32 protein-coding genes, 1 tRNA gene and 1 pseudogene are annotated in these 23,414 nt (G+C 52.4%); 20 read left to right on the top strand and 14 right to left on the bottom strand.

Going from position 1 to position 23,414, the window contains the following annotated elements:
* From A7C91_RS09980 to A7C91_RS09915, 15 genes are all read left to right on the top strand, one after another.
* A complete protein-coding gene (locus tag A7C91_RS09980; protein ID WP_068667111.1) occupies nucleotides 1-807 on the top strand; it encodes a GTP cyclohydrolase IV in 807 nt (268 codons plus the stop codon).
* 41 nt (nucleotides 808-848) lie between these two features.
* A complete protein-coding gene (locus A7C91_RS09975) occupies nucleotides 849-1,040 on the top strand; it encodes a hypothetical protein (protein ID WP_234394504.1) in 192 nt (63 codons plus the stop codon).
* A 642-nt stretch (nucleotides 1,041-1,682) separates the two neighbouring features.
* Entirely contained in the window at nucleotides 1,683-2,069 is a 387-nt protein-coding gene (locus A7C91_RS11315; RefSeq protein WP_199920041.1) for a hypothetical protein, read from the top strand.
* A gap of 121 nt (nucleotides 2,070-2,190) precedes the next feature.
* Entirely contained in the window at nucleotides 2,191-2,400 is a 210-nt protein-coding gene (locus A7C91_RS11310) for a hypothetical protein (protein WP_068667105.1), read from the top strand.
* Nucleotides 2,401-2,533: 133 nt separating this feature from the next.
* The gene (locus tag A7C91_RS09955; RefSeq protein ID WP_068667103.1) at nucleotides 2,534-3,301 is read left to right on the top strand and encodes a hypothetical protein; all 768 of its coding nucleotides are present in this window, start codon (nucleotides 2,534-2,536) and stop codon (nucleotides 3,299-3,301) included.
* Nucleotides 3,298-3,546 (top strand): hypothetical protein, encoded by a 249-nt coding sequence (locus tag A7C91_RS11980; RefSeq protein WP_234394378.1) that lies wholly within the window; start codon nucleotides 3,298-3,300, stop codon nucleotides 3,544-3,546. Before A7C91_RS09955 ends, A7C91_RS11980 begins: the two co-directional genes overlap by 4 nt.
* 89 nt (nucleotides 3,547-3,635) lie before the next feature.
* Nucleotides 3,636-3,758, top strand: a complete 123-nt coding sequence (locus A7C91_RS12230; RefSeq protein WP_267886230.1) for a hypothetical protein — start codon at nucleotides 3,636-3,638, stop codon at nucleotides 3,756-3,758.
* The gene (locus A7C91_RS09945; RefSeq protein ID WP_199920040.1) at nucleotides 3,755-4,573 is read left to right on the top strand and encodes an ATP-binding cassette domain-containing protein; all 819 of its coding nucleotides are present in this window, start codon (nucleotides 3,755-3,757) and stop codon (nucleotides 4,571-4,573) included. Before A7C91_RS12230 ends, A7C91_RS09945 begins: the two co-directional genes overlap by 4 nt.
* The gene (locus A7C91_RS09940) at nucleotides 4,561-5,409 is read left to right on the top strand and encodes an HD domain-containing protein (protein ID WP_234394377.1); all 849 of its coding nucleotides are present in this window, start codon (nucleotides 4,561-4,563) and stop codon (nucleotides 5,407-5,409) included. The genes A7C91_RS09945 and A7C91_RS09940 overlap by 13 nt, the downstream gene beginning before the upstream one ends.
* 144 nt (nucleotides 5,410-5,553) lie before the next feature.
* Entirely contained in the window at nucleotides 5,554-7,752 is a 2,199-nt protein-coding gene (locus tag A7C91_RS09935) for an elongation factor EF-2 (protein ID WP_068667101.1), read from the top strand.
* A gap of 229 nt (nucleotides 7,753-7,981) precedes the next feature.
* Nucleotides 7,982-8,437 carry an AAA family ATPase gene (locus A7C91_RS12555; RefSeq protein WP_394326667.1) on the top strand — a complete coding sequence of 152 codons (456 nt, stop codon included), beginning with the start codon at nucleotides 7,982-7,984 and terminating at the stop codon, nucleotides 8,435-8,437.
* Nucleotides 8,394-9,128, top strand: a complete 735-nt coding sequence (locus A7C91_RS12550; protein WP_394326653.1) for an ATP-binding protein — start codon at nucleotides 8,394-8,396, stop codon at nucleotides 9,126-9,128. The genes A7C91_RS12555 and A7C91_RS12550 overlap by 44 nt, the downstream gene beginning before the upstream one ends.
* Nucleotides 9,129-9,429: 301 nt before the next feature.
* Nucleotides 9,430-10,716, top strand: a complete 1,287-nt coding sequence (tuf, locus tag A7C91_RS09925) for a translation elongation factor EF-1 subunit alpha (RefSeq protein ID WP_068667099.1) — start codon at nucleotides 9,430-9,432, stop codon at nucleotides 10,714-10,716.
* Nucleotides 10,717-10,768: 52 nt separating this feature from the next.
* Entirely contained in the window at nucleotides 10,769-11,077 is a 309-nt protein-coding gene (gene rpsJ, locus A7C91_RS09920; RefSeq protein ID WP_012571711.1) for a 30S ribosomal protein S10, read from the top strand.
* Between the two features lie 18 nt (nucleotides 11,078-11,095).
* A tRNA-Ser gene (locus A7C91_RS09915) sits at nucleotides 11,096-11,183 on the top strand.
* Nucleotides 11,184-11,446: 263 nt separating this feature from the next.
* Here A7C91_RS09915 and A7C91_RS09910 read toward each other — a convergent pair.
* From A7C91_RS09910 to for, 10 genes and pseudogenes are all read right to left on the bottom strand, one after another.
* Nucleotides 11,447-11,839, bottom strand: a complete 393-nt coding sequence (locus A7C91_RS09910; RefSeq protein WP_267886266.1) for a M48 metallopeptidase family protein — start codon at nucleotides 11,837-11,839, stop codon at nucleotides 11,447-11,449.
* 134 nt (nucleotides 11,840-11,973) lie between these two features.
* The gene (locus A7C91_RS11975) at nucleotides 11,974-12,123 is read right to left on the bottom strand and encodes a hypothetical protein (protein WP_234394376.1); all 150 of its coding nucleotides are present in this window, start codon (nucleotides 12,121-12,123) and stop codon (nucleotides 11,974-11,976) included.
* A 72-nt stretch (nucleotides 12,124-12,195) separates the two neighbouring features.
* Entirely contained in the window at nucleotides 12,196-12,393 is a 198-nt protein-coding gene (locus A7C91_RS11970; protein ID WP_234394375.1) for a hypothetical protein, read from the bottom strand.
* Complete coding sequence (locus tag A7C91_RS11965; protein ID WP_234394374.1) at nucleotides 12,393-12,770, bottom strand: type I restriction enzyme subunit R domain-containing protein; 378 nt, start codon at nucleotides 12,768-12,770, stop codon at nucleotides 12,393-12,395. The genes A7C91_RS11970 and A7C91_RS11965 overlap by 1 nt, the downstream gene beginning before the upstream one ends.
* A complete protein-coding gene (locus A7C91_RS11960) occupies nucleotides 12,722-12,916 on the bottom strand; it encodes a P-loop NTPase family protein (RefSeq protein WP_234394373.1) in 195 nt (64 codons plus the stop codon). Before A7C91_RS11960 ends, A7C91_RS11965 begins: the two co-directional genes overlap by 49 nt.
* A gap of 137 nt (nucleotides 12,917-13,053) precedes the next feature.
* A pseudogene (locus tag A7C91_RS12420) lies at nucleotides 13,054-14,318 on the bottom strand (HsdR family type I site-specific deoxyribonuclease).
* 121 nt (nucleotides 14,319-14,439) lie between these two features.
* Complete coding sequence (locus A7C91_RS09900) at nucleotides 14,440-14,805, bottom strand: hypothetical protein (RefSeq protein WP_068667095.1); 366 nt, start codon at nucleotides 14,803-14,805, stop codon at nucleotides 14,440-14,442.
* Nucleotides 14,805-15,032 (bottom strand): PIN domain-containing protein, encoded by a 228-nt coding sequence (locus tag A7C91_RS09895; RefSeq protein WP_199920039.1) that lies wholly within the window; start codon nucleotides 15,030-15,032, stop codon nucleotides 14,805-14,807. The genes A7C91_RS09900 and A7C91_RS09895 overlap by 1 nt, the downstream gene beginning before the upstream one ends.
* Before the next feature lie 425 nt (nucleotides 15,033-15,457).
* Nucleotides 15,458-15,688: a MoaD/ThiS family protein gene (locus A7C91_RS09890; protein ID WP_068667091.1), complete on the bottom strand. Its 231-nt coding sequence runs from the start codon at nucleotides 15,686-15,688 to the stop codon at nucleotides 15,458-15,460.
* 62 nt (nucleotides 15,689-15,750) lie between these two features.
* Complete coding sequence (gene for / locus A7C91_RS09885; RefSeq protein ID WP_068667469.1) at nucleotides 15,751-17,610, bottom strand: tungsten-containing formaldehyde ferredoxin oxidoreductase; 1,860 nt, start codon at nucleotides 17,608-17,610, stop codon at nucleotides 15,751-15,753.
* Between the two features lie 176 nt (nucleotides 17,611-17,786).
* Here for and A7C91_RS11305 point away from each other — a divergent pair, with 176 nt between their 5' ends.
* A complete protein-coding gene (locus A7C91_RS11305) occupies nucleotides 17,787-17,948 on the top strand; it encodes a hypothetical protein (RefSeq protein WP_199920038.1) in 162 nt (53 codons plus the stop codon).
* A 52-nt stretch (nucleotides 17,949-18,000) separates the two neighbouring features.
* On the opposite strand, the gene taw2 is transcribed toward A7C91_RS11305, so the two are convergent.
* A complete protein-coding gene (taw2, locus tag A7C91_RS09880; RefSeq protein ID WP_068667089.1) occupies nucleotides 18,001-18,843 on the bottom strand; it encodes a tRNA(Phe) (4-demethylwyosine(37)-C(7)) aminocarboxypropyltransferase Taw2 in 843 nt (280 codons plus the stop codon).
* A 130-nt stretch (nucleotides 18,844-18,973) separates the two neighbouring features.
* Between taw2 and A7C91_RS09875 the strand changes: the two genes are divergently transcribed.
* Both A7C91_RS09875 and cas4 read left to right on the top strand, forming a co-directional pair.
* On the top strand, nucleotides 18,974-19,309 hold the full coding sequence (locus A7C91_RS09875; protein WP_068667468.1) for a hypothetical protein: 336 nt from the start codon (nucleotides 18,974-18,976) through the stop codon (nucleotides 19,307-19,309).
* Nucleotides 19,310-19,486: 177 nt separating this feature from the next.
* Nucleotides 19,487-20,116, top strand: a complete 630-nt coding sequence (cas4, locus tag A7C91_RS09870; protein ID WP_068667087.1) for a CRISPR-associated protein Cas4 — start codon at nucleotides 19,487-19,489, stop codon at nucleotides 20,114-20,116.
* Here cas4 and A7C91_RS12415 read toward each other — a convergent pair whose 3' ends face one another.
* The 3 genes from A7C91_RS12415 to A7C91_RS12405 all read right to left on the bottom strand — a co-directional run bounded on the left by A7C91_RS12415 (nucleotide 20,117) and on the right by A7C91_RS12405 (nucleotide 20,990).
* Nucleotides 20,117-20,383, bottom strand: coding sequence for a hypothetical protein (locus tag A7C91_RS12415; protein WP_324609485.1), 267 nt, complete (start codon nucleotides 20,381-20,383; stop codon nucleotides 20,117-20,119).
* Nucleotides 20,380-20,568, bottom strand: coding sequence for an MBL fold metallo-hydrolase (locus A7C91_RS12410; protein WP_324609484.1), 189 nt, complete (start codon nucleotides 20,566-20,568; stop codon nucleotides 20,380-20,382). Before A7C91_RS12410 ends, A7C91_RS12415 begins: the two co-directional genes overlap by 4 nt.
* A 158-nt stretch (nucleotides 20,569-20,726) precedes the next feature.
* Nucleotides 20,727-20,990: an MBL fold metallo-hydrolase gene (locus tag A7C91_RS12405; protein WP_324609483.1), complete on the bottom strand. Its 264-nt coding sequence runs from the start codon at nucleotides 20,988-20,990 to the stop codon at nucleotides 20,727-20,729.
* An 87-nt stretch (nucleotides 20,991-21,077) separates the two neighbouring features.
* Here A7C91_RS12405 and A7C91_RS09860 point away from each other — a divergent pair, with 87 nt between their 5' ends.
* Both A7C91_RS09860 and A7C91_RS09855 read left to right on the top strand, forming a co-directional pair.
* Nucleotides 21,078-22,376, top strand: coding sequence for a 2,3-diphosphoglycerate synthetase (locus tag A7C91_RS09860; RefSeq protein ID WP_068667085.1), 1,299 nt, complete (start codon nucleotides 21,078-21,080; stop codon nucleotides 22,374-22,376).
* On the top strand, nucleotides 22,373-23,272 hold the full coding sequence (locus A7C91_RS09855; RefSeq protein ID WP_068667083.1) for a 2-phosphoglycerate kinase: 900 nt from the start codon (nucleotides 22,373-22,375) through the stop codon (nucleotides 23,270-23,272). Before A7C91_RS09860 ends, A7C91_RS09855 begins: the two co-directional genes overlap by 4 nt.
* The last annotated feature ends 142 nt before the right edge of the window (nucleotides 23,273-23,414 follow it).

Below are 23,414 nucleotides of genomic sequence, written 5' to 3'. Positions count from 1 at the left end.
ATGCCGATATTCGAGACCCAGGAAGAGATTCCCGAGATTAGAGAGCGTCTTCACCGTGTCGGAATAACAAATCTCCGAACGGTGGCAAAGATAAACTGGAAAGGAAGGGTGTACACTTTCCTCCCGCTTTTTGAGATAACTATCGACGTTCCCGAAGAGAAGAAGGGCATACACATGAGCAGGCTCGTGGAAAGCATAACGGAAGCGATGAGCGAGGCCGTTGAGGAAGAGGTAATGGAAGCCCACAGCTCGCTCGAAGAGCTTGGGAAGGCAGTCATTTATAGGCTCGAAGGCAAGCACCCACACAAGAGGGCTGAGGTCTGGATAAGAACTCACCTCATAATCCCTCGCGAGACTCCGGCGAGCAAAAAGACCACCTACGAGCCCTATGACGTTGAAGTCGGTGTCCTCAAGAATGAGGACGGAAGCTTTGAGAAGATTCTAAGGGTTAAGGTTATCGGAAACACCGCCTGTCCGCACGCGATGGCCAACAACATGGGGAAAACCCACATCCAGCGCGCGGTCGGCGAGCTGGAAGTCAGGACTGCCTTCGACGAGGAGATAGCACTTGAGGACATGATAGACGTCGTTGAGAGCTCCTTCAGTCACCCGACCTACACGCTGCTCAAGACGGTGGACGAGAACGCCGTCGTTCAGGGCATGTACAGGAACCCGAAGTTCGTGGAGGATGTTGCGAGAGAAATCTTCGCCAAGGCCAAGGAGCGCTTTAAGGGCAGGATTCACGTGAGGGTCATCAGCAACGAGAGCATCCACAAGCACGACGTCATAGCGGAGACGTGGAGTTAGCCAAAAGCTTTTTTGTCCTTACCCTTTAACTTTAGTTGGTGATGAAGATGAGCGTCACACTCAGCGAAATCCTCCACAGGATAGATGAAACAGAGCGCTTTCTAAAGGAGCTCATAGATGTCAACCTCCAGCTCATCGAGGAGGTTAAGCCTGAGGAGTGGGAGGAAGAGGCAATCAAAGAACGCGGAGAAGATGAGTTCGTCGAGTGGGACGTGGTGAAGGATGGGCTTTGAGAACAGAGTTCTCATCAGCAGAAAAGCTCTGAAGGAACTCATGGACATACCTGAGGAAGAAAGAGAGGCTTATTAAGGACAGGATATCTAAGCTTGCCTTCTTTCCACTGCCCATCTCGATGTTCAAAAGATCAGGGCTACAAGAATGTTTACCGCCTCCGCGTTGGTGAATACAGGGTCATTTTTGGCGACCTTTTGTTAAATTATTTCGTTAATCCTGGTATAACTGGGTTGTTAGTTTTGACATACCTATCTATATGTTTGTACAGTGTAATGGGCTGGAGGGACGTTTCCGATTTTTTGAAATTTATAATTAAACTTCGAAGTAAAAGTTAAATATAATAATGAGAGTATCACCAATCGCCCGGCAGGTCGTATTGTTTTGAAAATTGAACAAGGAGGGTCTGAAATGGTCAAGCATAGATTGGTAAATCTTTTCCTGCTGGTTGCGATTCTCATGGTGTCGTCCCTTGCTAGTGCTTCTGAGTTTGGTAGTTATACTTCTCTAACATATATAGCCTCTAGATACGACCCATATATTCACTATCGTCTCTCCCTTGGGGACAAGCCCGAATGGATAACCACATCATGATTTACAATTACTCTGGAGTTCTTTACACGATAAAAACATACAATGATGTCATGATAAAGTTCGAACTCGAAGAAAACGGCAGCTATGTCCGTTCGCGTGTCGCCATTACGCTCAATAACGTTACGGTAATGACGTTTCTTCCCAGAGGTGTATCACTCCCGGTTTTCTGGAATGAGTCGGATCTTCTCTCGAAGAAAATTGAGGAAAGCCACGACCCTGATTTCAAGGACTGGAGTTGGTACGTCTTCAAATTGAGGAAAGTTAAGATAAGTGGGTCTTACTTCATCAGAGAAAGCGATTTGCAGGTAATAAAAAACGGGAAGGTTTATGGCCACACAATGCTTTTTGATGACCCCGTTAAAACCCCTCAAAAAAGGGGACGCCTTCACGGAGTATCCTTTCCCAACAACAATATCCTCTGTGGCAATCGACAATAAGAGACCAATGAAATGGAAAAACATTACGTACTATCCACCGTTAAAAACAGTAGTCACAAGCCAGTACTCCTTTAACCTTACCCAGCCCTTTGGCAGGGGGTATCCCATTGTAAACGTTCAGATGGCGACCATGATTTACACCTTCGACGCTTCCGATGGAAAGCTTATATTCACTCCCAACGGCGGACCTGATCTATGGGCCGTTGGAATCTTGGAGGCATCCTTTACCGACGAGTATGCTCTATACCAGGTGGAGGTCAGGCACAATGATTCGTACGCCACAGGCATTGTCCTTAATCGTTCAGACTCAAAGGGGAAAAATCCGGTGTAGTGGCCTTCGAAAAACCGAAGGTAAAAACCTCCTACGTCTTCTATTGCTCGCTTGCAATTCTATTGTTGGCACTCTTGATTGGAAGGTACAATAAGGGAATCAAAGAAAAGACAAAATTAGAGGTGGGAATGAGGTGGGACGTCTCTACACGCTCTTCCGCTGGAAGATGAACAACTTGGTTAAGAGCGTCCTCCTGCTGTTCGGAATACTCTTGGCAGGAATGGCTATGAAGCAGTCTCTGATGACAGTAAGTTCAAGTATGGGCTTTGCCTCTGGAGCCCAGATTGAACTCTTCGGGCCTTCAAAAGCATCCGGAGTTTCAACGGCGATACTGGGCATGCTCCCCCTCGATGATGTCTGGACGCTGATAAGCTTCCTCGTTCTGCTCCTTGGTGCGCTAACCTTCCGCTACGACCGGGACAGCGGGGTGGCGAAGTCCGTCTACTCCCTCCCCTACTCGAACGACGAGTTCCTTTGGATCAAACTGCTCTCGTTCCTCATCTACGGCTTCCTCGTAGTGCTGCTACCTTTCGCATACGTGACGCTGACCACATACGCGAGCATAGCGGGCTACTTGCCGGAGATAACGTCGAACTTCATGACCGATGCCCAAATCATCCTGACTTTCCTGGTGCTGTACTTAATGGCAATAGCCACAGTGGTTTCCCTCGCGTCCCCCAACGCATTTCTTGCCTTCATGGTGGGCTTCGCCCTCATATACGCGCCTAGGGTCATTGGGACATCGGAGATACCGCCCCAGCTCTTCATTGACGCTATAGCTCGGAGCGGAAGTGCAGACTTCACTCCCTTCACCTTACACTACTTTGGTTGGGGCCTGCTCGTCCCTGCTGTCCTCTTCGCCGTATCGTGGGTTCTAATCAGGAGGAGGGATGTGGTGTGAGGTTCTGGGTGGCTCTCCTCGCGGCAATGCTGATGCTCACCGCGGGCTCGCTGTGGGTTTACAGCTCCTACGAGGACAGGGTGGGTTCTATAGGGCAGGTTTTCCTCTCTTTGGTGGAGCATCAGGGAAACGTCACTAGCATGGACTATGTCACTGCCCATACGCTCACCAGCTCACTGGTGGAGGCGTCATGCAACGGCAATGGAATGGTTGAGGTGTACGACATCATCACGGGAAACAGATAGATAGGCACGCTGTCTACGGCCACGCAAAGTATCAGTTCGTCATCCCCCGTGAAGGGGACTACCTCATAATCAACAACGGCACCGACGGATTGACCTGCTCGTTCAGGTTCATAAAGAATTACCCGACTAAAGAAGTTCAGGACGCGCTCTACATCAGCGGCTCCGTCTTCGCTCTTCTCCTCGCTCTCGTGGTCTGGAGGTGGGCCAGATGACGCTGGTAGAGGCGAAAGAACTTAGGAAAATCTTCGGAAGCATAAGGGCGCTCGACGGCGTAACGGTTGAGATTTCCGAAGGGATAACCCTCATCCTCGGCTCCAACGGCGGCGAAAAGAGCACCTTCCTCAAGCTGGCAACGGGGGTATACAGGCCAACCTCAGAGGAGATAAAGGTCTTTGGCGAGAACCCTTGGAACAACTGGAGGGTCAAGAAACGCTTTGGCGTTGCCTACGATCCACCTGCTTTTCCCCAGTTCACAACGGGCAGGGAGTGGCTCACCCTCTTCGCCGAGAGCAAAGGCTTTGGAGAGGATGAAGTGGAGAGGGTTGTGGAGCTGTTTGAGGTCAAGCCCTTCATAGATAAAAGGATAAACTGCTACTCCTCGGGGATGTTGAAGCGCCTATCGCTCGCTCAGGCCTTCATTGGGGAGCCGGAGCTGGTATTCCTCGATGAGCCTTTGGCGAACATAGACTTCGACAGCATGGAGAGGGTCATTGAGATAATCGACGGCATGAGAAAGACGAACTTCGTGAAGATAAGCCACATCTGGGAGCCGCTGATGCCCATAGTCGACTGGGTAATTGTCATCGGCAACGTGAGGCTCATCCTGAACGGAAAGGCTGATGAGGTGCAGGAGGATGTTGAGAAGCTGTTTAAACCACGTATAGCAAGGAAGAAGGGGGCTCAAAAGAGCCCCCCGGGCAGGAGGGTCGACAAACTCCAAGCGGAGGTGAACCATCTGAAGTGGAAGCCCCTGCCACCTATTAGTCGGCACCAGATTTATATAAACTTTTCCTCATGGAGGGTGTAACCTACGCGGCTTTGCTTCATGACCTCGGGCAGTATCCTTTCTCCCATACGCTGGAGGTCCTTTATCCGTGGCACGAGGAGAACCCCACATGGTTCCTCAAAAACGGCGAGATTAGGGAGGCAATAGAGGAAGCCTACTCGATTAGGAAGTTCCTGCTGTTTCTGAAGCACCCGATAGTGAGTGGGGACATAGACGCCGACAGGATGGACTACCTCGTGAGGGATGCCTACTACACCGGCGTTGCATATGGACTCGTCGACCTCGACAGGCTTATAAGAAACCTCCGCTACGACGGCGAAAAGCTCATCATCGGGCAAAAGGGGGATATGGCCGCTCAGTCGCTGCTCCTCGCGAGGAGCATGATGTATCCGACCGTCTACCAGCACCATGTTTCCAGGATAGCGTCGGCGATGCTCATCAAGGCAGTCGAGCTTGAGAGAATACGTGAGAAAGAGGTCGCCACCATGGACGAGGTCGATTTAATTGCTCTCCTTAGGGGAAGCGAGCGCGATGAGGTCAAAGAGCTTGTGAAGGCCATCGATAATAGGAGGCTCTATAAACGCGTAGTTTACACAAACAAAGAGCTCAAGAATGTCGAGGAGCTTAAAAAGGCCCTTGAAGATGAGTTCGGCCACTTAGCTATTTTTGACTACCCACCGAAGCCAAAGTTCGAGGAGAAGAACGCATTCGTTGAGGGAGACCAGAGGTTAAGCAATGTTTCCCCTCTCGTCAGGAGCCTGGTAGAGCTCAAGGATACGCACTGGCGCTGGGGGGTTTACGCAAGGGAGGACGTCAGGGAAGAGGTCAGGCAATTCTTAATAGACTTCCTTGGCTGAAGTGGTTGGATTTTCTTTTTGCTTCCAAAAACCTTAAGTAGTTTAAACGTTTTCGCCTGACCTCGATTTTGCGCTGGGAAAGATTTATAACCGCACCTTTTAAGTGAGTGGTGAACAAGCTCATCAGGTTAGAAGGTGGTGTAAATGGGAAGAAGGGAAGAGATGATTGCAAAGATTAAGGAGCTCATGACCCAGCCCGAGAGGATTAGGAACATGGGTATTGCCGCTCACATTGACCACGGTAAGACAACGCTGAGCGACAACCTGCTCGCCGGAGCAGGTATGATTAGCGAGGAGCTCGCTGGAAAGCAGCTCGTCCTTGACTTCGACGAGCAGGAGCAGGCGAGGGGAATTACCATCAACGCTGCAAACGTCTCAATGGTCCACACCTATGAGGGCAAGGAGTACCTCATTAACCTCATCGACACTCCAGGTCACGTTGACTTCGGTGGTGACGTTACCAGGGCCATGCGTGCAATAGACGGTGCGATCATAGTCGTCGACGCCGTCGAGGGTGTCATGCCCCAGACCGAGACCGTTCTCAGGCAGGCCCTCAGGGAGTACGTTAAGCCGGTCCTCTTCATCAACAAGGTCGATAGGCTCATCAAGGAGCTCAAGCTCGGTCCGAACGAGATCCTCAACAGGTTTGCCAAGATTATCACCGACGTCAACAGGCTCATCAAGAAGTACGCTCCGGACGAGTTCAAGAGCCAGTGGATGGTTAAGGTCGAGGACGGTAGCGTCGCCTTCGGTAGCGCCTACTACAACTGGGCCCTCAGCGTCCCCTACATGAAGAAGACTGGCGTTTCATTCAAGGACATCGTCGAGCTCACCAACGCCGGCGACATTAAGACCCTCAGGCAGAAGGCCCCGCTCCACGTCGTGGTTCTCGATATGGTCGTCCGCCACCTCCCGAACCCGCTCGAGGCCCAGAAGTACAGGATCCCGCACCTCTGGAGGGGCGACGTCAACAGCGATGTCGGTCAGGCCATGCTCAAGTGTGACCCGCAGGGCAAGATTGTCATGGTCGTTACCAAGATTATCCTCGACAAGCACGCGGGTGAGGTCGCCACCGGCCGTGTCTGGAGCGGTACCGTGAAGACCGGTCAGGAGGTCTACCTCATCAGCGCCAAGAGGAAGGCTAGGATTCAGCAGGTCGGTATCTACATGGGTCCTGAGAGGGTCAACATGGAGGCCGTTCCGGCCGGTAACATCGTCGCCGTCACCGGACTGCGCGACGCCATGGCCGGTGAGACCGTCGCCCAGGAGCAGATCGAGCCGTTCGAGGCGCTCCACTACACCAGCGAGCCAGTCGTTACCGTGGCTATAGAGGCCAAGAACGTTAAGGACCTTCCGAAGCTCATCGAGGCGCTCAGGCAGCTCGCCAAGGAGGACCCAACTCTGCACGTCAAGATCGACGAGGAGACCGGCCAGCACCTCCTCAGTGGTATGGGTGAGCTCCACCTCGAGGTCAAGCTCGTCAAGCTCAAGGAGGACTGGAAGCTCGACGTCGAAGTCAGCCCGCCGATTGTCGTCTACCGCGAGAGCGTCACCAAGGTCAGCCCGATAGTCGAAGGAAAGTCCCCGAACAAGCACAACAGGTTCTACATCACCGTCGAGCCTATGCCGGACGAGATCTACCAGGCCATCCGTGAGGGCGTCATCCCAGAGGGAAGGCCCAAGAACCCGAAGGAGGTCGCCAAGAAACTCGCAGAGCTCGGCATGGACTACGAGATCGCCAAGGGTATCGTCGACATATACAACGGCAACATGTTCTTCGACAACACCAAGGGTATCCAGTACCTCAACGAGGTTATGGATCTGCTCGTCGACGGTTTCCACATGGCCATGGATGAGGGACCGCTCGCTAAGGAGCCGGTCATGAAAGTCATCGTCAGGCTCCACGACGCCAAGATTCACGAGGACAACGTCCACCGCGGTCCGGCCCAGATCTACCCGGCCATCAGGACTGCCATCCACTGCGCCATGATGAAGGCCCAGCCGGTCCTCTACGAGCCGTACCAGAAGGTCATCATCAACATACCCTACGAGTACATGGGTGCCGTCAGCAGGGAACTCAACCAGAGGCGCGGCCAGCTCATAGACATGAGGCAGGAAGGAGAGGTTATGATCATAATCGGCGAGGCCCCAGTTGCCGAGATGTTTGGATTTGCCGGAGCGATCCGCGGGGCCACCAGCGGAAAGGCCCTCTGGACAACAGAGCATGCCGGCTTCAAGAGGGTTCCGAACGAACTCGCCCAGCAGATCATCAGGCAGATACGCCAGAGGAAGGGCCTCGACCCGAACCCGCCGAAGGAGCAGGACGTCTGCCCGCAGCAGTGAGGGCTTTCTGCCCTCTAAACTTTTCTATTCCTCGTTTCTTTGTTGTGCCATTTTCTGAGTTTTTCAAAAGTGGCTTGGACTTCGGATCGTGATTCGCAATTGACCAAAATTCTTAAAGATAATAATATGATAATAGTGATTATCATAATGAACCGCTTCGTGGACAGGAGGCCGAGCTAAGGGCCATAAATGAGAAGTTGATGAGTGAGAAGTTTGAACTCATCGTGATATACGGAAGGAGGCGTGTTGGAAAAACCGACTCGTTCTTGAGGCAGTTAAGGAAATACCACACGTTTACTATCTGGCGGTTGAAGGGGACAACCTCGAGTATTTTCGGAAAACTGCCGGGAGAGCTTTTCCGGAAGTTCGTTATGCCCGTGAGGACTGGAAGGGCCTGCTTCACGCTCTAAAGGGAAAAGTGAGGGTCATAGACGAATTTCCCAACATGATTAAGGAAGATCCTAAGGTTCTTTCCCTGTTTCAAAGGGCGTTTGACCTTGATCTTTCGGGGTCAAAGACCAAACTGATACGCCTTGGTTCTTCAGTGAGCATGATGACTGAGAAGGTGTTGAGCTACAAAAGCCCACTCTACGGCAGGAGAATAGGCTCCATGAAGTTAAAACCGATGGAGTTTTTTTACCTTGAGGGAGTTCTTTCCCAGGGCGGGCTTGGAAGAGCTCGTTGAGATTTACGCCCTCACCGATGGCATCCCATTCTATATCACTCAAGTTGAAATCCCACTCTGGGAGTGGCTGAGGGAGGAACTCCTTAATCCGGTGAGCTTCTTTAGGGACGAGATTGATTTTCTCCTCAGGTATGAGTTCACAGAGATCAAAACATACAAGCGCATACTTGAAGCTATTGCGCTGGGCAAAACAACGCCAAAGGAGATAACGGACTTCACTGGAATGAAGCACTCCAACATAATCCCCTACCTGCGCAACCTTATTGAAATGGATTTGGTCGTGAGGGAAGTTCCGGTTACTGAAAAGCCCTCCTCTAAGAGGGGCCATTACTACGTTGCCGATAACTTTTTGGCCTTCTGGTTCTGCTACGTTTACCCAAACCTCTCAAGGATTGAGGAAGGAACTTTTGACGTTGCTGAAATCCAGGAAAATTACAGTCACTACCTCGGCTGGGTTTTTGAGAAAGTTACGAGGCGGTTCCTTCTCAAAATGAACAGAGATGGAAAGCTTCCGTTCCGCTTCACGAAGATTGAGAAGTGGTGGCACAAGAACGAGGAAATTAATTTGGTTGCCCTGAATGAGCGTGAAAAGAAGGCCCTCTTCTTTGAAGTCAAGTGGAAGGACTCAAGCAATCGGGAGGCAAGGGGAATTTTGAGGGATTTAGGGAAAAAGCGGAGCTTGTATGATTGAACAATTGGGAGAAGAGCTTTGGTTTAGTGGTGAAGAGTGTTGAAGGGAAGGAAAGGCTGAAGGAGGAAGGCTGGCTCGTATGGGATTTGAAGGAGTTTGAAGGCTTGTCCTGAAAATTGACAAATCTCTGCCCAACGGCGATTAGTTAAGTTTTTAAACTCATCCCTCAAGTTCACCTCGGAACTCATGAGGTTCCCTCGAGAAAAAGGCGGGTTTCCCGCCCGAGGGAGCCGAAGTTCGAAAGATTTAAAAGGCCATCCTAGTCAAACGGGACTAGACCAAAATTAGGAGGTGTTTGAAAATGGCAAAGGAGAAGCCACACGTTAACATAGTCTTTATCGGCCACGTCGACCACGGAAAGAGCACCACCATCGGAAGGCTGCTCTTTGACACCGCTAACATCCCGGAGAACATCATCAAGAAGTTCGAGGAGATGGGTGAGAAGGGTAAGTCCTTCAAGTTCGCTTGGGTCATGGACAGGCTCAAGGAGGAGAGGGAGAGGGGTATCACCATCGACGTTGCCCACACCAAGTTCGAGACCCCGCACAGGTACATCACCATCATCGACGCTCCGGGTCACAGGGACTTCGTTAAGAACATGATCACCGGTGCCAGCCAGGCCGACGCTGCCGTTCTCGTCGTTGCCGCCACCGACGGTGTCATGCCGCAGACCAAGGAGCACGCCTTCCTTGCCAGGACCCTTGGTATCGGCCACCTCATCGTCGCCATCAACAAGATGGACATGGTTAACTACGACGAGAAGAAGTTCCAGCAGGTCGCCGAGCAGGTCAAGAAGCTCCTCATGATGCTCGGCTACAAGGACTTCCCGATCATCCCGATCAGCGCTTGGGAGGGTGACAACGTTGTCAAGAAGAGCGACAAGATGCCCTGGTACAAGGGTCCAACCCTCATCGAGGCCCTCGACCAGATACCCGAGCCGCCGAAGCCCACCGACAAGCCGCTCCGCATCCCGATCCAGGACGTTTACTCCATTAAGGGTGTCGGTACCGTCCCGGTCGGCCGTGTCGAGACCGGTGTCCTCCGCGTCGGTGACGTCGTCATCTTCGAGCCGGCCAGCACCATCTTCCACAAGCCGATCCAGGGTGAGGTCAAGAGCATCGAGATGCACCACGAGCCACTCCAGGAGGCCCTTCCGGGTGACAACATCGGATTCAACGTTAGGGGTGTCGGTAAGAACGACATAAAGCGCGGTGATGTCGCTGGCCACACCAACAACCCGCCGACCGTCGTCAGGCCAAGGGACACCTTTAAGGCCCAGATCATCGTCCTCAACCACCCGACCGCCATCACCGTCGGCTACACCCCAGTCCTCCACGCCCATACCCTCCAGGTCGCCGTCAGGTTCGAGCAGATCCTCGCCAAGCTCGACCCGAGGACAGGTAACATCGTCGAGGAGAACCCGCAGTTCATCAAGACCGGTGACTCCGCCATCGTCATCCTCAGGCCGACCAAGCCAATGGTTATTGAGCCGGTCAAGGAGATCCCGCAGATGGGCAGGTTCGCCATCCGTGACATGGGCCAGACCGTCGCTGCGGGTATGGTTATCTCCGTTCAGAAGGGCGAGTGAAGCCCTTCACTAATCTTTCCTTTACTTCCCTGAACTCATAGGAGGGACGAAAATGCAGAAGGCAAGGATTAAGCTCGCAAGCACCAACATTAAGGCCCTCAACGAGGTCACCGACCAGATAAAGCAGATAGCCGAGAGGACCGGCGTTAGGATGAGCGGCCCGATCCCGCTCCCCACCAAGAGGATCAGGATCACCACCAGGAAGAGCCCGGACGGAGAGGGCACGGCAACCTTTGACAGATTCGAGCTCCGCGTTCACAAGAGGCTCGTTGACATTGAGGCCGACGAAAGGGCCATGAGGCAGATCATGAGGATTCGCGTCCCTGAGGACGTCACCATCGAGATCGAGCTCATCTCGTGATTCTCCTCCTTTTTACGCGCCGGGGTAGCCTAGCCTGGGAAGGCGCGGGCCTGGAGAGTCCGTGGGCGTCGAGCCCGCCAGGGTTCAAATCCCTGCCCCGGCGCCAATCAACCCTTCTAACAAACTTCGCCTGCGCGACGTTGAAGCGAAGCTTCAACGCACGGGACGATAGTCCCGTTGAGTTTGATCAAGGCTCGTACGTCTCTTATAAATTTCAACTTTTGAATGATTTTCTCTATTACATGAGCTGTTTTTCAATGTTTCACTGTACTCGGCGCTTTTCGAGCGCCTAAAAATGGGGAAACCTGCTAAAAAGCCTGTTTTTCAATAAAACCCACACTCGCAAGTCAGTTTAAAGGACATACTAACTCATCGCCAGTACTCCCTCAGTCCCCTCCGGGCACGCATGTAATCTGGATAATACTCCCTCACGAGCTTCCAAAATGCTCGAGAGTGTTTTTGGAACTTGAGGTGGGCCACCTCGTGGATTATGATGTAGTCCCTGAGTTCCTCTGGCAGCGCCATAAGCATCAGGTTAAAGCTTAGATTTCCTTTCTCAGAGCAGCTTGCCCACTTCGTCTTCTGAAAGCGGATGTAGATTTTTCTGTACTTTACCCCAAAGACCGATGAGAAGAGTCTCACCTTGAATTCCAGCCCCTCTCCCAGCTGACTCTTCAGCCATCTTTTTAGCATTCCCAAATCGTTGTTGGGCAGGAGAACCACGTGAAACTTTGGATTAACCCCAAACTCCTCTGACTCGATGAGTTCGTAGAACTCACCGTCGAGTATGAGTCTCTTGGAAAGCGGGAGAAACCTCCCAAGGGGGCTTATCTCGATGCGGGGATACTTAACGTCCCTCAGAGCGAGACCTCACTGACGACCTCGGTTTTCTCCGTCTAGCGGGTGAACCTAAGCGCCTCAGTTTCTTTGAGTAGCTTTCTAACCCCTTTGATAAGCTCGTTAGTATTGGTCTTTATGTGCTTCTTGAGCACCATAAGAAGGGCATATTCGAGCTCGTTCAAATCGAGCTTTCTCTGCTCCTGCAAGCGCGTTTCTATTTCCTTCGCTATTCCACGGAGCTCCTCATAGAGCTTTTCGATTTCTTCCTTTTTATGCCTCTAGGCTTCGATTATCTTCTCTACCTGCTCAACTAAGTCCTCCGTTAAAGGTTCCTTGTGAGTGTTTACGTAGTGTCTGACCGAGAATAGGAGGTTAGTAAATGCCTTCCGCTTATCCCTCTCCCCCATTACTTTCTTGAGGAACTCCTCGTCAAGTTCAATTATTGGAGAGTCAGTCTTTATCTCCTCTATGTCCACTATCTCATATATGAACCGTAAAGCTTCTCTGAAGACAGCCTCCCGAACTCCTTGCCCTTGTTGTTTCTGAACAGTATCTCAATTGCGTTCATTATCGTCTCCTTATCCCTTCTCGGCTCAAGACCATCAAAGTATCCCATAACCCTGGCAATCTTTTTCCTGAGCTCTTCCTTTATCTCTTCGACGCTGTAGGTGGCCCCTTCGATATCAACTTCATCATAGATTTCTAGCGCTCTCTTCAACTCCTTGAATATACCCACGTAATCTATAACGAGGCCGAAGGGCCTGACGTTCTCACCATTCTTGATGAAGGGCCTGTTGGTCCTCGCTATTGCCTGAAGGAGCCTGTGCTCCTTGAGCGGCTTGTCCAGATACATATTTGAAGGATTAGGGCGTCAAAGCCCGTGAGGAGCATATCGGTAACTATCAGGATTTTTGAGGACTCCCTATCAACTGCGACGACCATTGCTTTAAACGGCTCCATGCTCTCTTTATAGTGCCTTGCTATGTCCCGGGTTATCATTTCGGTCCTCTTCGGGTTTTTCAGGAGGACCCTTATCGCGTTGAGCCTCTTTTTGAGCTTCTCCTCTACCCTTCTGCGGTACTCCTCTGGGATTTACTCCAGCTTCGATGAGAGAAACGCCTCAAGGAGCTCCCTCTTTAGGTGAACATCCCCTCAAGCCTCGCCTGGTAGGTTATCTTCACAGTAAAGCCGTCCCCTATGGACTGCGTTGTGAAGTACCTGTCGAGGTAGGGCCTGTCCTTATAGCCGAAGGTAGCGTAGGTGTCGTGCCCTTTCTTTGCTATCGGAGTACCGGTAAAGGCAAAGAAGGACGCGCTCTTAAGTATCGAGCGCATAGTCGAAGCAAGCTCGCCGTACTGGGTTCTGTGGCCTTCGTCTATGAGAACCACGACGTCCCTGCGGTTCATTATCGTCTTTCTTCTCCGGCTTTCCCTATTGAGGCCTTCCAGCACGTCATTGAGGTCCTCGGCGCGGAACTTGTGGATGAGTGTGATGAATATCCCCCTCGTTCCATCGGCGTGGGTTAGGACTTCCTTGAGCTTCTCGATTGAATCCATGACTTCAAAGCTCAGGCCCACGGCTTTAAGCTCATCGCTCAGCTGTCTCTCAAGTTCCTTCCTGTCAACGACGAAGAAAATTGTGGGGTTACCAGCAGGCGCTTGAGTTTATAGGCGGAGAATATAATGGTCAAGGTTTTTCCGCTTCCCTGCCAGTGCCATATCAAGCCCCTGTTTCTTTCCGTCTCGCCCCTCGCGTAGGCCAGAGCGATGCTCACTACCTCTCTAACCGCCCGGTACTGCATGTACCTTGGTAGAACCTTTGTAAAAGCTCCACCGCTCTCACGGTAGAAGGTGAAGTAGCGGAAGATGTCAAGGAGAGTCTCAGGTTTTAAAAGCCCAACCAGATTATCCAGCTCATCAAATCTCTCGCCCTTCCATTTGTAGACCGGAACATTGTCAAGCCACGGCACTATGGGGACGTAGACGGGTTTATCTCCGACGGCGATCCCTACCTGCACGTACTTGAAGAGCTCGGGTATCTCCCTCTCGTAGTCCTTAATCTGCTCGTAGGCCTTTTTCCAGCTCACGTCCAACTTTTTGCACTCGATGATGACCAGAGGGATACCGTTGACGTAGAGGATTACATCGGGTATCTTGGTCTTGAACGGATAGCCGACTTGGTTAGCAATGATGAACTCGTTGTTTCCGAGGTTTTCGTAGTCAATGAGCATCAGCCCCTGTGGTTGAGCGGTTTCCTCATCCTTCACAGGAACGCCGTTCTTGAGGTAGTCGAGCACCTTTCTCGACCCATTAACACCAAAATGAGCGGCCTTGAGGATGTTGATTGCCTCCTCCGCTTCCGTCTCGCTAACTCCGCTCGTCCTTACTATCGCACGCTTCATCCTTGGGATTGAGAGGGGCTCGTTTTCGTCTTCGAGGACCTCGATGCCCCTCCTGTAAGTCCGGCCCTTCGATTACAGCCGCTCGATGGTAAGCTCCTAACATTGGAGGTATTCGGGGGTTTCATGCAAGGGACGGCACCTCCCTGAAGAACTCGCCCATTATGGGCGGGGCGTACTCGTATTCAATCCTCCATCTCGTCAAAAACGCCCTGAATTCAAACGTCGCATGCACCGGCACCAAAACTACTCCTGCGGCAAGCTCAACGGCATTGAGCTTTTTGAGTATCCCCTTACCTCCCTTTCTCCCCCTCAGGCTATATATGAACCTCACCTTTTCGCTGCCAGTAAGACCGGAGTATGAGAACTTAAAGAGGGTGTGTCCCTTGGCGTTGAGAGCCTTATGGGGGAATTCGTTTTTTGTCAGGGAATAGCCTTCAACGAGCAGTGCAAAACTTATCAGGTTGTTTTCGCTGAAAAGTTCACCCATCAGGAAGCGATTAAAAAATCGGCAAAAGTCCTCGCCATCTCCGCCATTGCGAGGTTTGAGGTGTAGAATTTAGCCTTAAACTCTCCGTTAATTGCCCTATCAACAAGACGGTAGGATTGCTCAAGCTTGCGGTATTTCCTAACGAGTGCTCTGCCATGCCCCTCGATACCCTTCCTCAACATTGCCCCGTGGACTATCGTGTTCGTATCAACGAACACCCTGACCATAGCCCTTGGCCCAGAAGATCCCAAATTGACCCTTTTTTCTTCCTGCCCCCTCTCTTGGGAGGATGTCAGAGTCCCACTATTTTATACCGCCCGTCGGGCTGAACCTCGGCGAGATAGTACTTTCCCGTGAGTGGATTGTGAATGCGCTTGTACTTTTTCTTTGTTCTCCTCTTTGTGACCATTTCCCCACCCAATTAATTTAGACGAGGAGCTTTAATAACCCTTCCCTCAATACCCCAGCTCCCTCAAATACCCTTCAATCCTCTCATCAAACTTCGCAAGCTCCTCACGGGTTAAACCGTTATCCTTCCTGGGTGAATCATTTAGAACTCAGTGAGCTTCCTCTCCATGATTCACACCAACGAGAGGATACCCTCACGGGTTGTTGTACTTAACTCCAAAGCAAAGAAAAGAACGGTCCTCCTTCAGCCTCCGCTCAAAATCGGCATCACCTTAATCTCATCGCCGTCGGTAACCTCGGCGTCGCCCCTCGCGGGCTGGCCGTTGATGAAGATGATCTTCTCCTTGAACTCGTCGTACCTCGGAATTACCTCCCTCAGAATCTCATCCACAGTTTTCTTGTCCTCTATCTTCACATTGAGATCCCTCGCCTTCGCAAGGTGGGCGAAAGCTCCCATTAGCCTAATCCTGACCATTTTTACCACCGTACAAACTTGACTCCGCGGGCTAAGGTTTGTTGGAGAAGAAAAAGGGAAAATCACTCGAGCTTTGTAACCTTCTCGAGCTCTGGGATAACCTCCTCGAGGCCGAGCTCCTTGAGGGTCTCCTCCTTCGGGATTCCGCGCTCGTCCCATCCCCTGAGCCTGTAGTACTCGCTGAGAAGCTTGTCGTACTGCTTCTCATCGAGGTGCATGCCCTTGTACGAGCCGCTCTTGAGGCCCTCGATGAACCACCTCTTCGGCGGGTAGTCCATCTTTCTGTCCCACTTGCCGTTGAACTCTCTGACCCAAAAGGCCCTGATGAGTGCGTAGACCCTGTCGGCTGCCCTGTAGAGGTCGTCCCAGGTGTATTTTACGCCGGTAATGGCCTCGAGGAGCTTCGGATAGTAGTCGAGGCTCAGGCCGACCTCGACCCATGGAAGCCTACATGCGGTGAGCATCTCAAAGAGGCCTCCCCTGAGGCGCTGGAGCTCGATAACCTTAGCGGCCTTCTCCGGGTTGTAGGTGATTTTGTACTCGACCTTCTTGGCCTGCTCACCCTCGATTGGAGCGGTGCCAATCTCCCAGGCGATGACCCATGCCTCCTTATGGTGAGCACCGATTGAGCTGGTACCGAAGGCGAGCGCCATGGCCGGATAGATGAAGCAGTTGTAACCGCTCGTCTCAAGGCCCTTTACGTGCATGGCGAAGCTGTCATCGCCGAGCTTCTGGCTCATCCTCATGACGCCTTCGGCGGCGAAGTTGCCGAGCTCTCCCCTCCTAAAGGCGATGTCCTCAATGAGCTGCTTGGCGCCCTTGAAGTCCCCAAAGGTCGGACCTTCCTTAAGGAGTCCCCTCTCTACAGCCTCCATCACGAATGATATCGATACACCGAGTGAAATGGTGTCGAGGCCGTACATGTCGGCGAGCCTGTTGAGGACCGAAACCTCATTGAGCTTGCCAAGGCCGAGGTTTGAGCCGAGCAGGGCAACGTTCTCGTAGTCAAGCTCGCTCTCCTGGGCTTCGGCATCGAGGACGACGTTTCCACAGGGCATGTTACAGTACGGACAACCGCGCTGCTTGACCTTCATGCCCTCCATGGTGTATCCATCGATCGAGCGTGCAAACTCGAAGGAACCGTCGCTGAAGTTCCTCGTCGGCAGGGCGCTGTTTTCGTTGGTCCACTCGACAGCGGCCATGGTTCCCTGCCTCTTCCAGAAGGGGTAAGCCGGCGAGCTCTGGATTGCCTTGTAGGCCTCCTTTGAGAGCTCCTGGAGCTTTTTCTTGTCAGCGACTGGTATCTCCTTCGTTCCCTTTATGACGACGGCCTTGAGCTTTTTGCTTCCCATTACGGCACCCATACCGGGCCTTCCAGCGGCCCTGCCCTCCTGTGACATGACGACGGCGTAGCGGACAAGGTTTTCTCCACCCGGACCGATGCTAAGGATTCCGACGTTCTTGCCGTGTATCTTCTTGAGCTCCTCCTCTGTCTTGAAGGTGTCGAGACCCCAGAGGCCCTCAGCGCTGAGTATGCTAACGTTGTCGTTCTCTATGTAGAGGTAAACCGGCTTCTTGGCCTTGCCCTCAACGACGATGGCATCATAACCGGCCTTTCTCAGGTGGACAGTCGCCATGGTGCCGAGGTTACCATCACCGTAACCGCCGGTGAGCGGGCTCTTGGCGGCGACGACGAGCTTACCGCCGCTCGGAGTTGGTAAACCGTTGAACGGACCCGCAGCAAAAACGAGCTTGTTCTCCGGCCCAAGCGGGTCGGCACCTTTGACTTCATCCCAGAGGATCTTGATTGCGAGACCTCTACCCCCGATAAACTGCTGAGCCACATCGGGAGAATACTCCTGCACCCAGACTTTGTTGTTGGTCAAGTCGACCCGGAGGATCCTTCCCCACCATCCTTTCATTGACATATCAGAATCACCTCGAGAGATTTTCGGTTTGAAGGATATAAGGGCTTCGCAAAAGGAAACATTTCACCGAACCCTTTACGTTAAGTCCATTTGTTAACTACAATGACCCAAGACGAACACAAATAGCCAAAGGTTTATTCGGAGCGCATGAATTTTCATGGGTGAACCCGATGGATGAAGGTCTTAAAGCCTGCAAGAACTGCCACTGGTTCGGTGCGGTAGACTCGTATTTCCCGACACAGGGGATATGCAGGAAGTGCATGAAAACAGTCCACATGAATTTCGTCTGCGATGACTGGGAGCCGTTGTGGAAGAGGTTTGAAAGGGCCTGATGAAGACAACTGCTGACGTTGTATGATAGCGATTATTATAACCGCGATTATACTACCGCTTGAAGACACTTAAATCCAGAACCACGTGCCACACCCCTGGAGCGTAGCGCTTTATAACGAGCTCGTTGAGCTTCTCCACCTCGTAGCCGTATTCCCTGGCCGTTTTCTGGAAGGTCTCAAGGGGTTCCCTCGGCATCAGCCTCTCGGGAACGGTGTTGTGGTAGTGGATTATCGCCTCGTCCTTCGCTATGCTCAGCGCTTTAGGGATGAACTCGTGAGTCTTCACCACGTATCCCATGAGAATCCTGTCGGCGATGTTCTCCCCTAGAAAGTCGCGGTTGTCAATGTTGTAAGCCGTCATCCTGTCCTGCACTTTATTAAGCTCGATGTTCTCCACCAGAAAGCGGAAGGTGTAAGGGCTCTTTTCTATGGCTATAACCCTCGCCCCTCCGTGAACTGCCATTGGCAGGCTGAGGTGGCCGACTCCCGCAAACATATCAACGACAAGCTCATCTGGTTTTGCTATTTTGGCCATCCTAACACGCTCTTTGACGTTCGCTGGCGAGAACATGACCTTTGCCACGTCGAGCTTGTAGAGTATCCCGTTCTCGCGGTGTATTGTGACAGTGTCGTTCCCGTAGAGGAGCTCATAGTTTGTCTCCCTAAATTCGCCACATATGCGCCCTTTCCTAAGCACGGCCTTGACGCCGAGAACCTCCGCATAGACTTCGGCTATCCTGTGTTTGTATGGCTCAAGCTCCTCCCTGAGCGGAAGGATTAGCACGTCGCCTATCTGCGTCCAGTGCTTTGGGAGCTTATCCACTAACTCCGCGGGGAGCTCTTTTGAAAGTATCGCCCTGATCCTCGGCTTGATTAGTTGGGTTTTCCACGGCATCGGACTTACTCAGTGTGTAAACCTTAAAAAGGATTCCCTCTCAGCATTTCGGCAAAAAGCGATGAGAAAGCCTTAAAAACATGGAAGGCGAATAAAAAAGCGAGAAGTCCCTTGGAGGTCGATGGCCCCTATGGATGAAGAACCCCCGAGTAGTTGGTTATTGAAGCTATTTAAACCACGGAATAAACCCGCCCTTCTTGAGCAGAAATTGAGTGAAGAGGTCTACGAGGACTACAGGCGGCTTTTGATGAAGGCTAGGCCCGAGGTCAGCGGATCAAAGCTTACACTGAGGCTCTCCAGCGGAACCGTCGAGCTCGACCGCGGCGTTCTCCGCGTTAAGGCAAAGAACCGGAAGGCCGCGGAGAAGATACTCCGCAACCTGCACCACTACGAGCAGCCCCCGAGCCTCTGGCCGGCTTATGGTCTAAGTTACTCGCTCAAGAGGAAGAGGGGCACCCTTCTTTGACTCTTGCTTTTATCCCCACTTATGCCCCCCAAATATTTAAAGGCACAGTTAGTCTTAATTCTCTAAGCGGATGACGACCCTTGCCCAGTCTGATTGGTGATGACGTCGGTATTAGCTGACGCTGGGGTGGTGAGGCTCGCGGACCGATGACCCACCCCCTCATCTGGAGGGAAGGAGATGGGCAACGAGGAAAACGACGGACTGCTTGAGTTTTACGCAAGCGAGGCCCTGACCTGCCCGAGGAGAATATACTTCAGGCTCAAGGGCTACCCCGAGAGGTGGCCCGAGTTCGTCAGGGTGAGGTTGAACCAGGGGGTAAATACCCACAACGTCCTCGGCGAGATTCTGGCAAAGCGCTTTGGCTTTGAGCTTGAGAAGCACATGATTCTGCGCTCCACTAGACTGGGCTTTGAGATCCACGGCAGGGTTGATGCCATAAGGGACTTTCCCATCGAGATAAAGGGCAAGACGAGCCTCCCGAGGGTTCCCTACGACTACCATTTGGCCCAGCTCAACATCTACCTCCGCTGGGCCGAAGCTGAGTACGGCTACCTCTACTACATAAAGCTTCACAACGAGCCGATGAAGGTCATCAGCAGGATAGACTTCTCCCGCTTCCCGATCGTCAAGGGGCCCAACTTCAAGGCCTTCGAGGTGCCCTACGACGGTAAGCTCTTCAGAGAGACACTCAGGCACTTCTACAACGTCAAGATGCACTACGAGAAAGGAAAGCCTCCCAAAGGCTGGAATGACTACGCCTGCAGGTTCTGCCCCTACAGGTATCTGTGCCATCCGGATGAAGAATGATTATGGAGCGGTTCTCCACTTCAGTCCATTATCCGCGACGGCCTCTATTTTTCCCTCGTTGTAGAGCTCCGCTATAATTGCCCTTAGGGGGACGAGGTTAAGGGCGAGTTTTTGTGGAGTAACTTTGACACCGTAGTGCCCCATTATCTTAAAAGCCAGCTCGTCGAGACTCATCGGCGTTCTGAGGAGCCTGGGAATTAACGCCTCCAGCCCTTCGACGCGTTTCATGTTGAAATCAAGGAGCTTAAGAGCTTCCTCGCCGCTCACAACCTCCCCATGGGGGGAACGAGGGTGTAATCATCTTCTGCATAATTCTGTAATTCAATAATTGAAGCTTTAAATAATTCTGGCTCAACGAAGTAGGGAACGCCTACGGCCATTATCAACCTCTTGCCAAAGAATGAATCGCCAGCGTAGATTATCCTGTTCTCCTCGTCAAGAAAACCCGTCATTCTGGGCGAATGTCCGTTGAGCCTTATCGCCTTGAGGCCGAATGGCTCGTCACCCCACTCAAAACGGCGTGAACTTTGACTTCCTCTGGAAACTGGTAGGTCAGAAAGCCCCTGGGAGCTTTCGAGCTGAAGGTAAGCAATTTCCTGTTGAGGGGACTCTAGGCAATGGAGAACTCGAAACGGTGGATGAAGAGCGGAGCGTTTATCTTCGGGGCAACTGAAACGTGGTCGGCATGGCCGTGGGTGACGAGCTGTGATTTGATATCCAGTCCGAGCTTTCTAACTTCCCTCTTCAGGTCTTTATGCCTGCCGCTCCCCTGGTCGGGGTCGACAAGAACACAGCCTTCATCAAAAACCCCGATGAGCGTTGCGGGGCTTCCGGGATACAGGTGGGCAGAATCACCCAACCGTCCCAATGCCATAGTACCATCACCCTTGTTAAAAGCTCACGATTAAAAATCCATCGAAAGGTTATAATGTCCTGGGGATAAATAAGGGCGGGTGGTTATATGAGGCTCGCTCTAATCGACGGTGAGCACTATCCAGGTGTCACTGCATGGGCGATTAAAAAGCTTGGTAACGTCTGCTGCGCCGTCTTCCTCGGGGGAAGCGAAAAGATTGGTAGTATCGAAGAGGTCGAGAGGAAAGTGGGGGTTAAGGTTTATCATTCACCCAACTATCTTAATGCCATCAGGCGGGCGCTGGAGGAAAACGAAGTTGAAGAGGTCGTTGATCTGAGTGATGAGCCCGTCCTCAACTATGAGGACCGCTTTAAGATAGCATCCATCTGCATGCTCTACGGCGTGGCATACCGCGGTGCGGACTTCTACTTCAAGCCAAGCCCCATGAAAAGGCTTGGAAAGCCGAGTATAGCTATTATTGGCACAGGGAAGAGGGTGGGGAAGACGGCCGTGAGCGGCTTCGTGGCGAGAATCCTTAAGACGATAGCCAGACCTGTCATCGTCACCATGGGGCGCGGCGGTCCAGAGGAGCCTGAGCTGATAGAGGGAGAAAGGTTCGAGATAACCCCAGAGTTCCTGCTTAAGCTGGCCGAGAACGGCAAGCATGCGGCATCAGATCACTTTGAGGATGCGCTGACGTCGCGCGTTACAACAATAGGCTGCAGGCGCTGCGGCGGCGGCATGGCGGGCTTTCCCTTCTTCGATGTTGTGGACGCGGGGGTGAAGCTTGCCGAGAGCCTGCCCAACGACTTGATAATCCTAGAGGGCAGCGGGGCGACGTTTCCAGCTTATAAAGCCGACCGGTACGTTGTTGTGGTCAGTGCCGATCAGAAGCTGGACTTCATACGGGGCTACTTTGGGCCCTTCAGATTGGCAATGGCGGATATCGTCGTGGTTACGAGAGCAGACTCCGTGGGTGAAGAAAAGATGAAAGCTTTGGAAAACGTCATCCACGATACCAACCCTGACGCGGATCTTCACTTGACGGCCTTCCGTCCGAGACCCCTCGGTGAGGTCTCCGGGAAGAGGCTCGGCCTCGTGATGACCTCCGGTGAGGCCCTTCCAAAGGCGAAGGAGTACCTTGAAATGCTTGGCGCTGAAGTGCTATACAACTCGGGCAACCTCTCGAAGAGGCCACTCCTCTGGAGGGATTTGGGGGGCTTTGAGGGAATAGACGCCGTTGCCGTCGAGCTCAAAGCCGCTGCGGTTGACGTGGTTACGAGGTGGGCACTGGAGAGGGGAATAGAGGTCATCTATCTTGACAACGAGCCGGTCAATATCGACGGCAAAGACCTGAGGAGTGCCGTATTAACCCTTGGCCGTTCCTTGCTGGAGGGGAGAGCATGATAATCGTTACCGACCCAGAAAGGAAGATACGCCTTCCGTTCTCACGGGGAATCCTCACGCGCTCAATAACCCTCGCAGGGGTTGACGTGGGAATAGCGTACATCATAGCTACGGAGGTTCAGAAAGAACTGAAGGAGCGGAAGCGCAAGCTCATAACCACTGAGGATATCCACGAGCTGACCTATCAGAAGCTCCTTGACCATGGTCTGAAGGAGGCAGCAAAGCGCTACCTCCTCTGGCGTCAGCTCAGACGTCTCAAGGTGCCGATAACCATACTGCTCGGCGGCGCCACAGGCGTGGGGAAATCAACCATAGCGACGGAGTTAGCCTTTCGCCTTGGGATCAGGAGCGTCATAGGCACGGATACAATACGAGAAGTCATGAGGAAGATAATAGCCCCCGAGCTCCTCCCCGACCTTCACACCTCATCCTTCCTCGCGTGGAAGGTAATAGGTGCGGGCAGGAAGGAGAATTCGCCTCTCATACGGGGCTTTGAGAACCAGGTTCAGCACGTCTCTGTTGGCGTCAACGCCGTCCTTGAGAGGGCTTACAAGGAGGGCTTCAACGCGATAATCGAGGGCATACACCTAGTTCCCGGATACATAGAGCTAAGGGAGAACAGTTTCATGTACGTGATAACCGTGGATGGCCGAAAAGACCTTGAGGCCAGGTTCTACGAGAGGGCCCGCTACAGCAAAAGACCAGTGGACTACTACCTCAAGCACATTGAGGCGATCCTTGAGATTCAGGATTTTCTCATTGAACGTGCCAGGGAGCACGGTGTGCCGGTCCTCAACAACGTCGAGCTTGAGAACACGATTAACACCATCATGGAGGACATAATGGAGAGGCTTATGGAGAGAATTGGGGAGAAGCTGACCTCCCCTTCACCCTGAAGGAGTTCCCCGGACGTCATAACTCCCTCCAGGGTGCTTCATCGGTTTGCGGGGGATCTACTTGCCCCCGCCACCAATTTTGGGAACCAGCCCCGAGGAGACAGTCTTGAAAGGTTTTTGCTTTTAAAGGGCCTGTCTGGAG

The sequence above is a fragment of the Thermococcus piezophilus genome, from assembly GCF_001647085.1.
Taxonomy (GTDB): Archaea; Methanobacteriota_B; Thermococci; order Thermococcales; family Thermococcaceae; genus Thermococcus; species Thermococcus piezophilus.
Note: the sequence above shows the minus strand (reverse complement) of the source record. Positions and strands in the feature narration are given on the sequence as shown.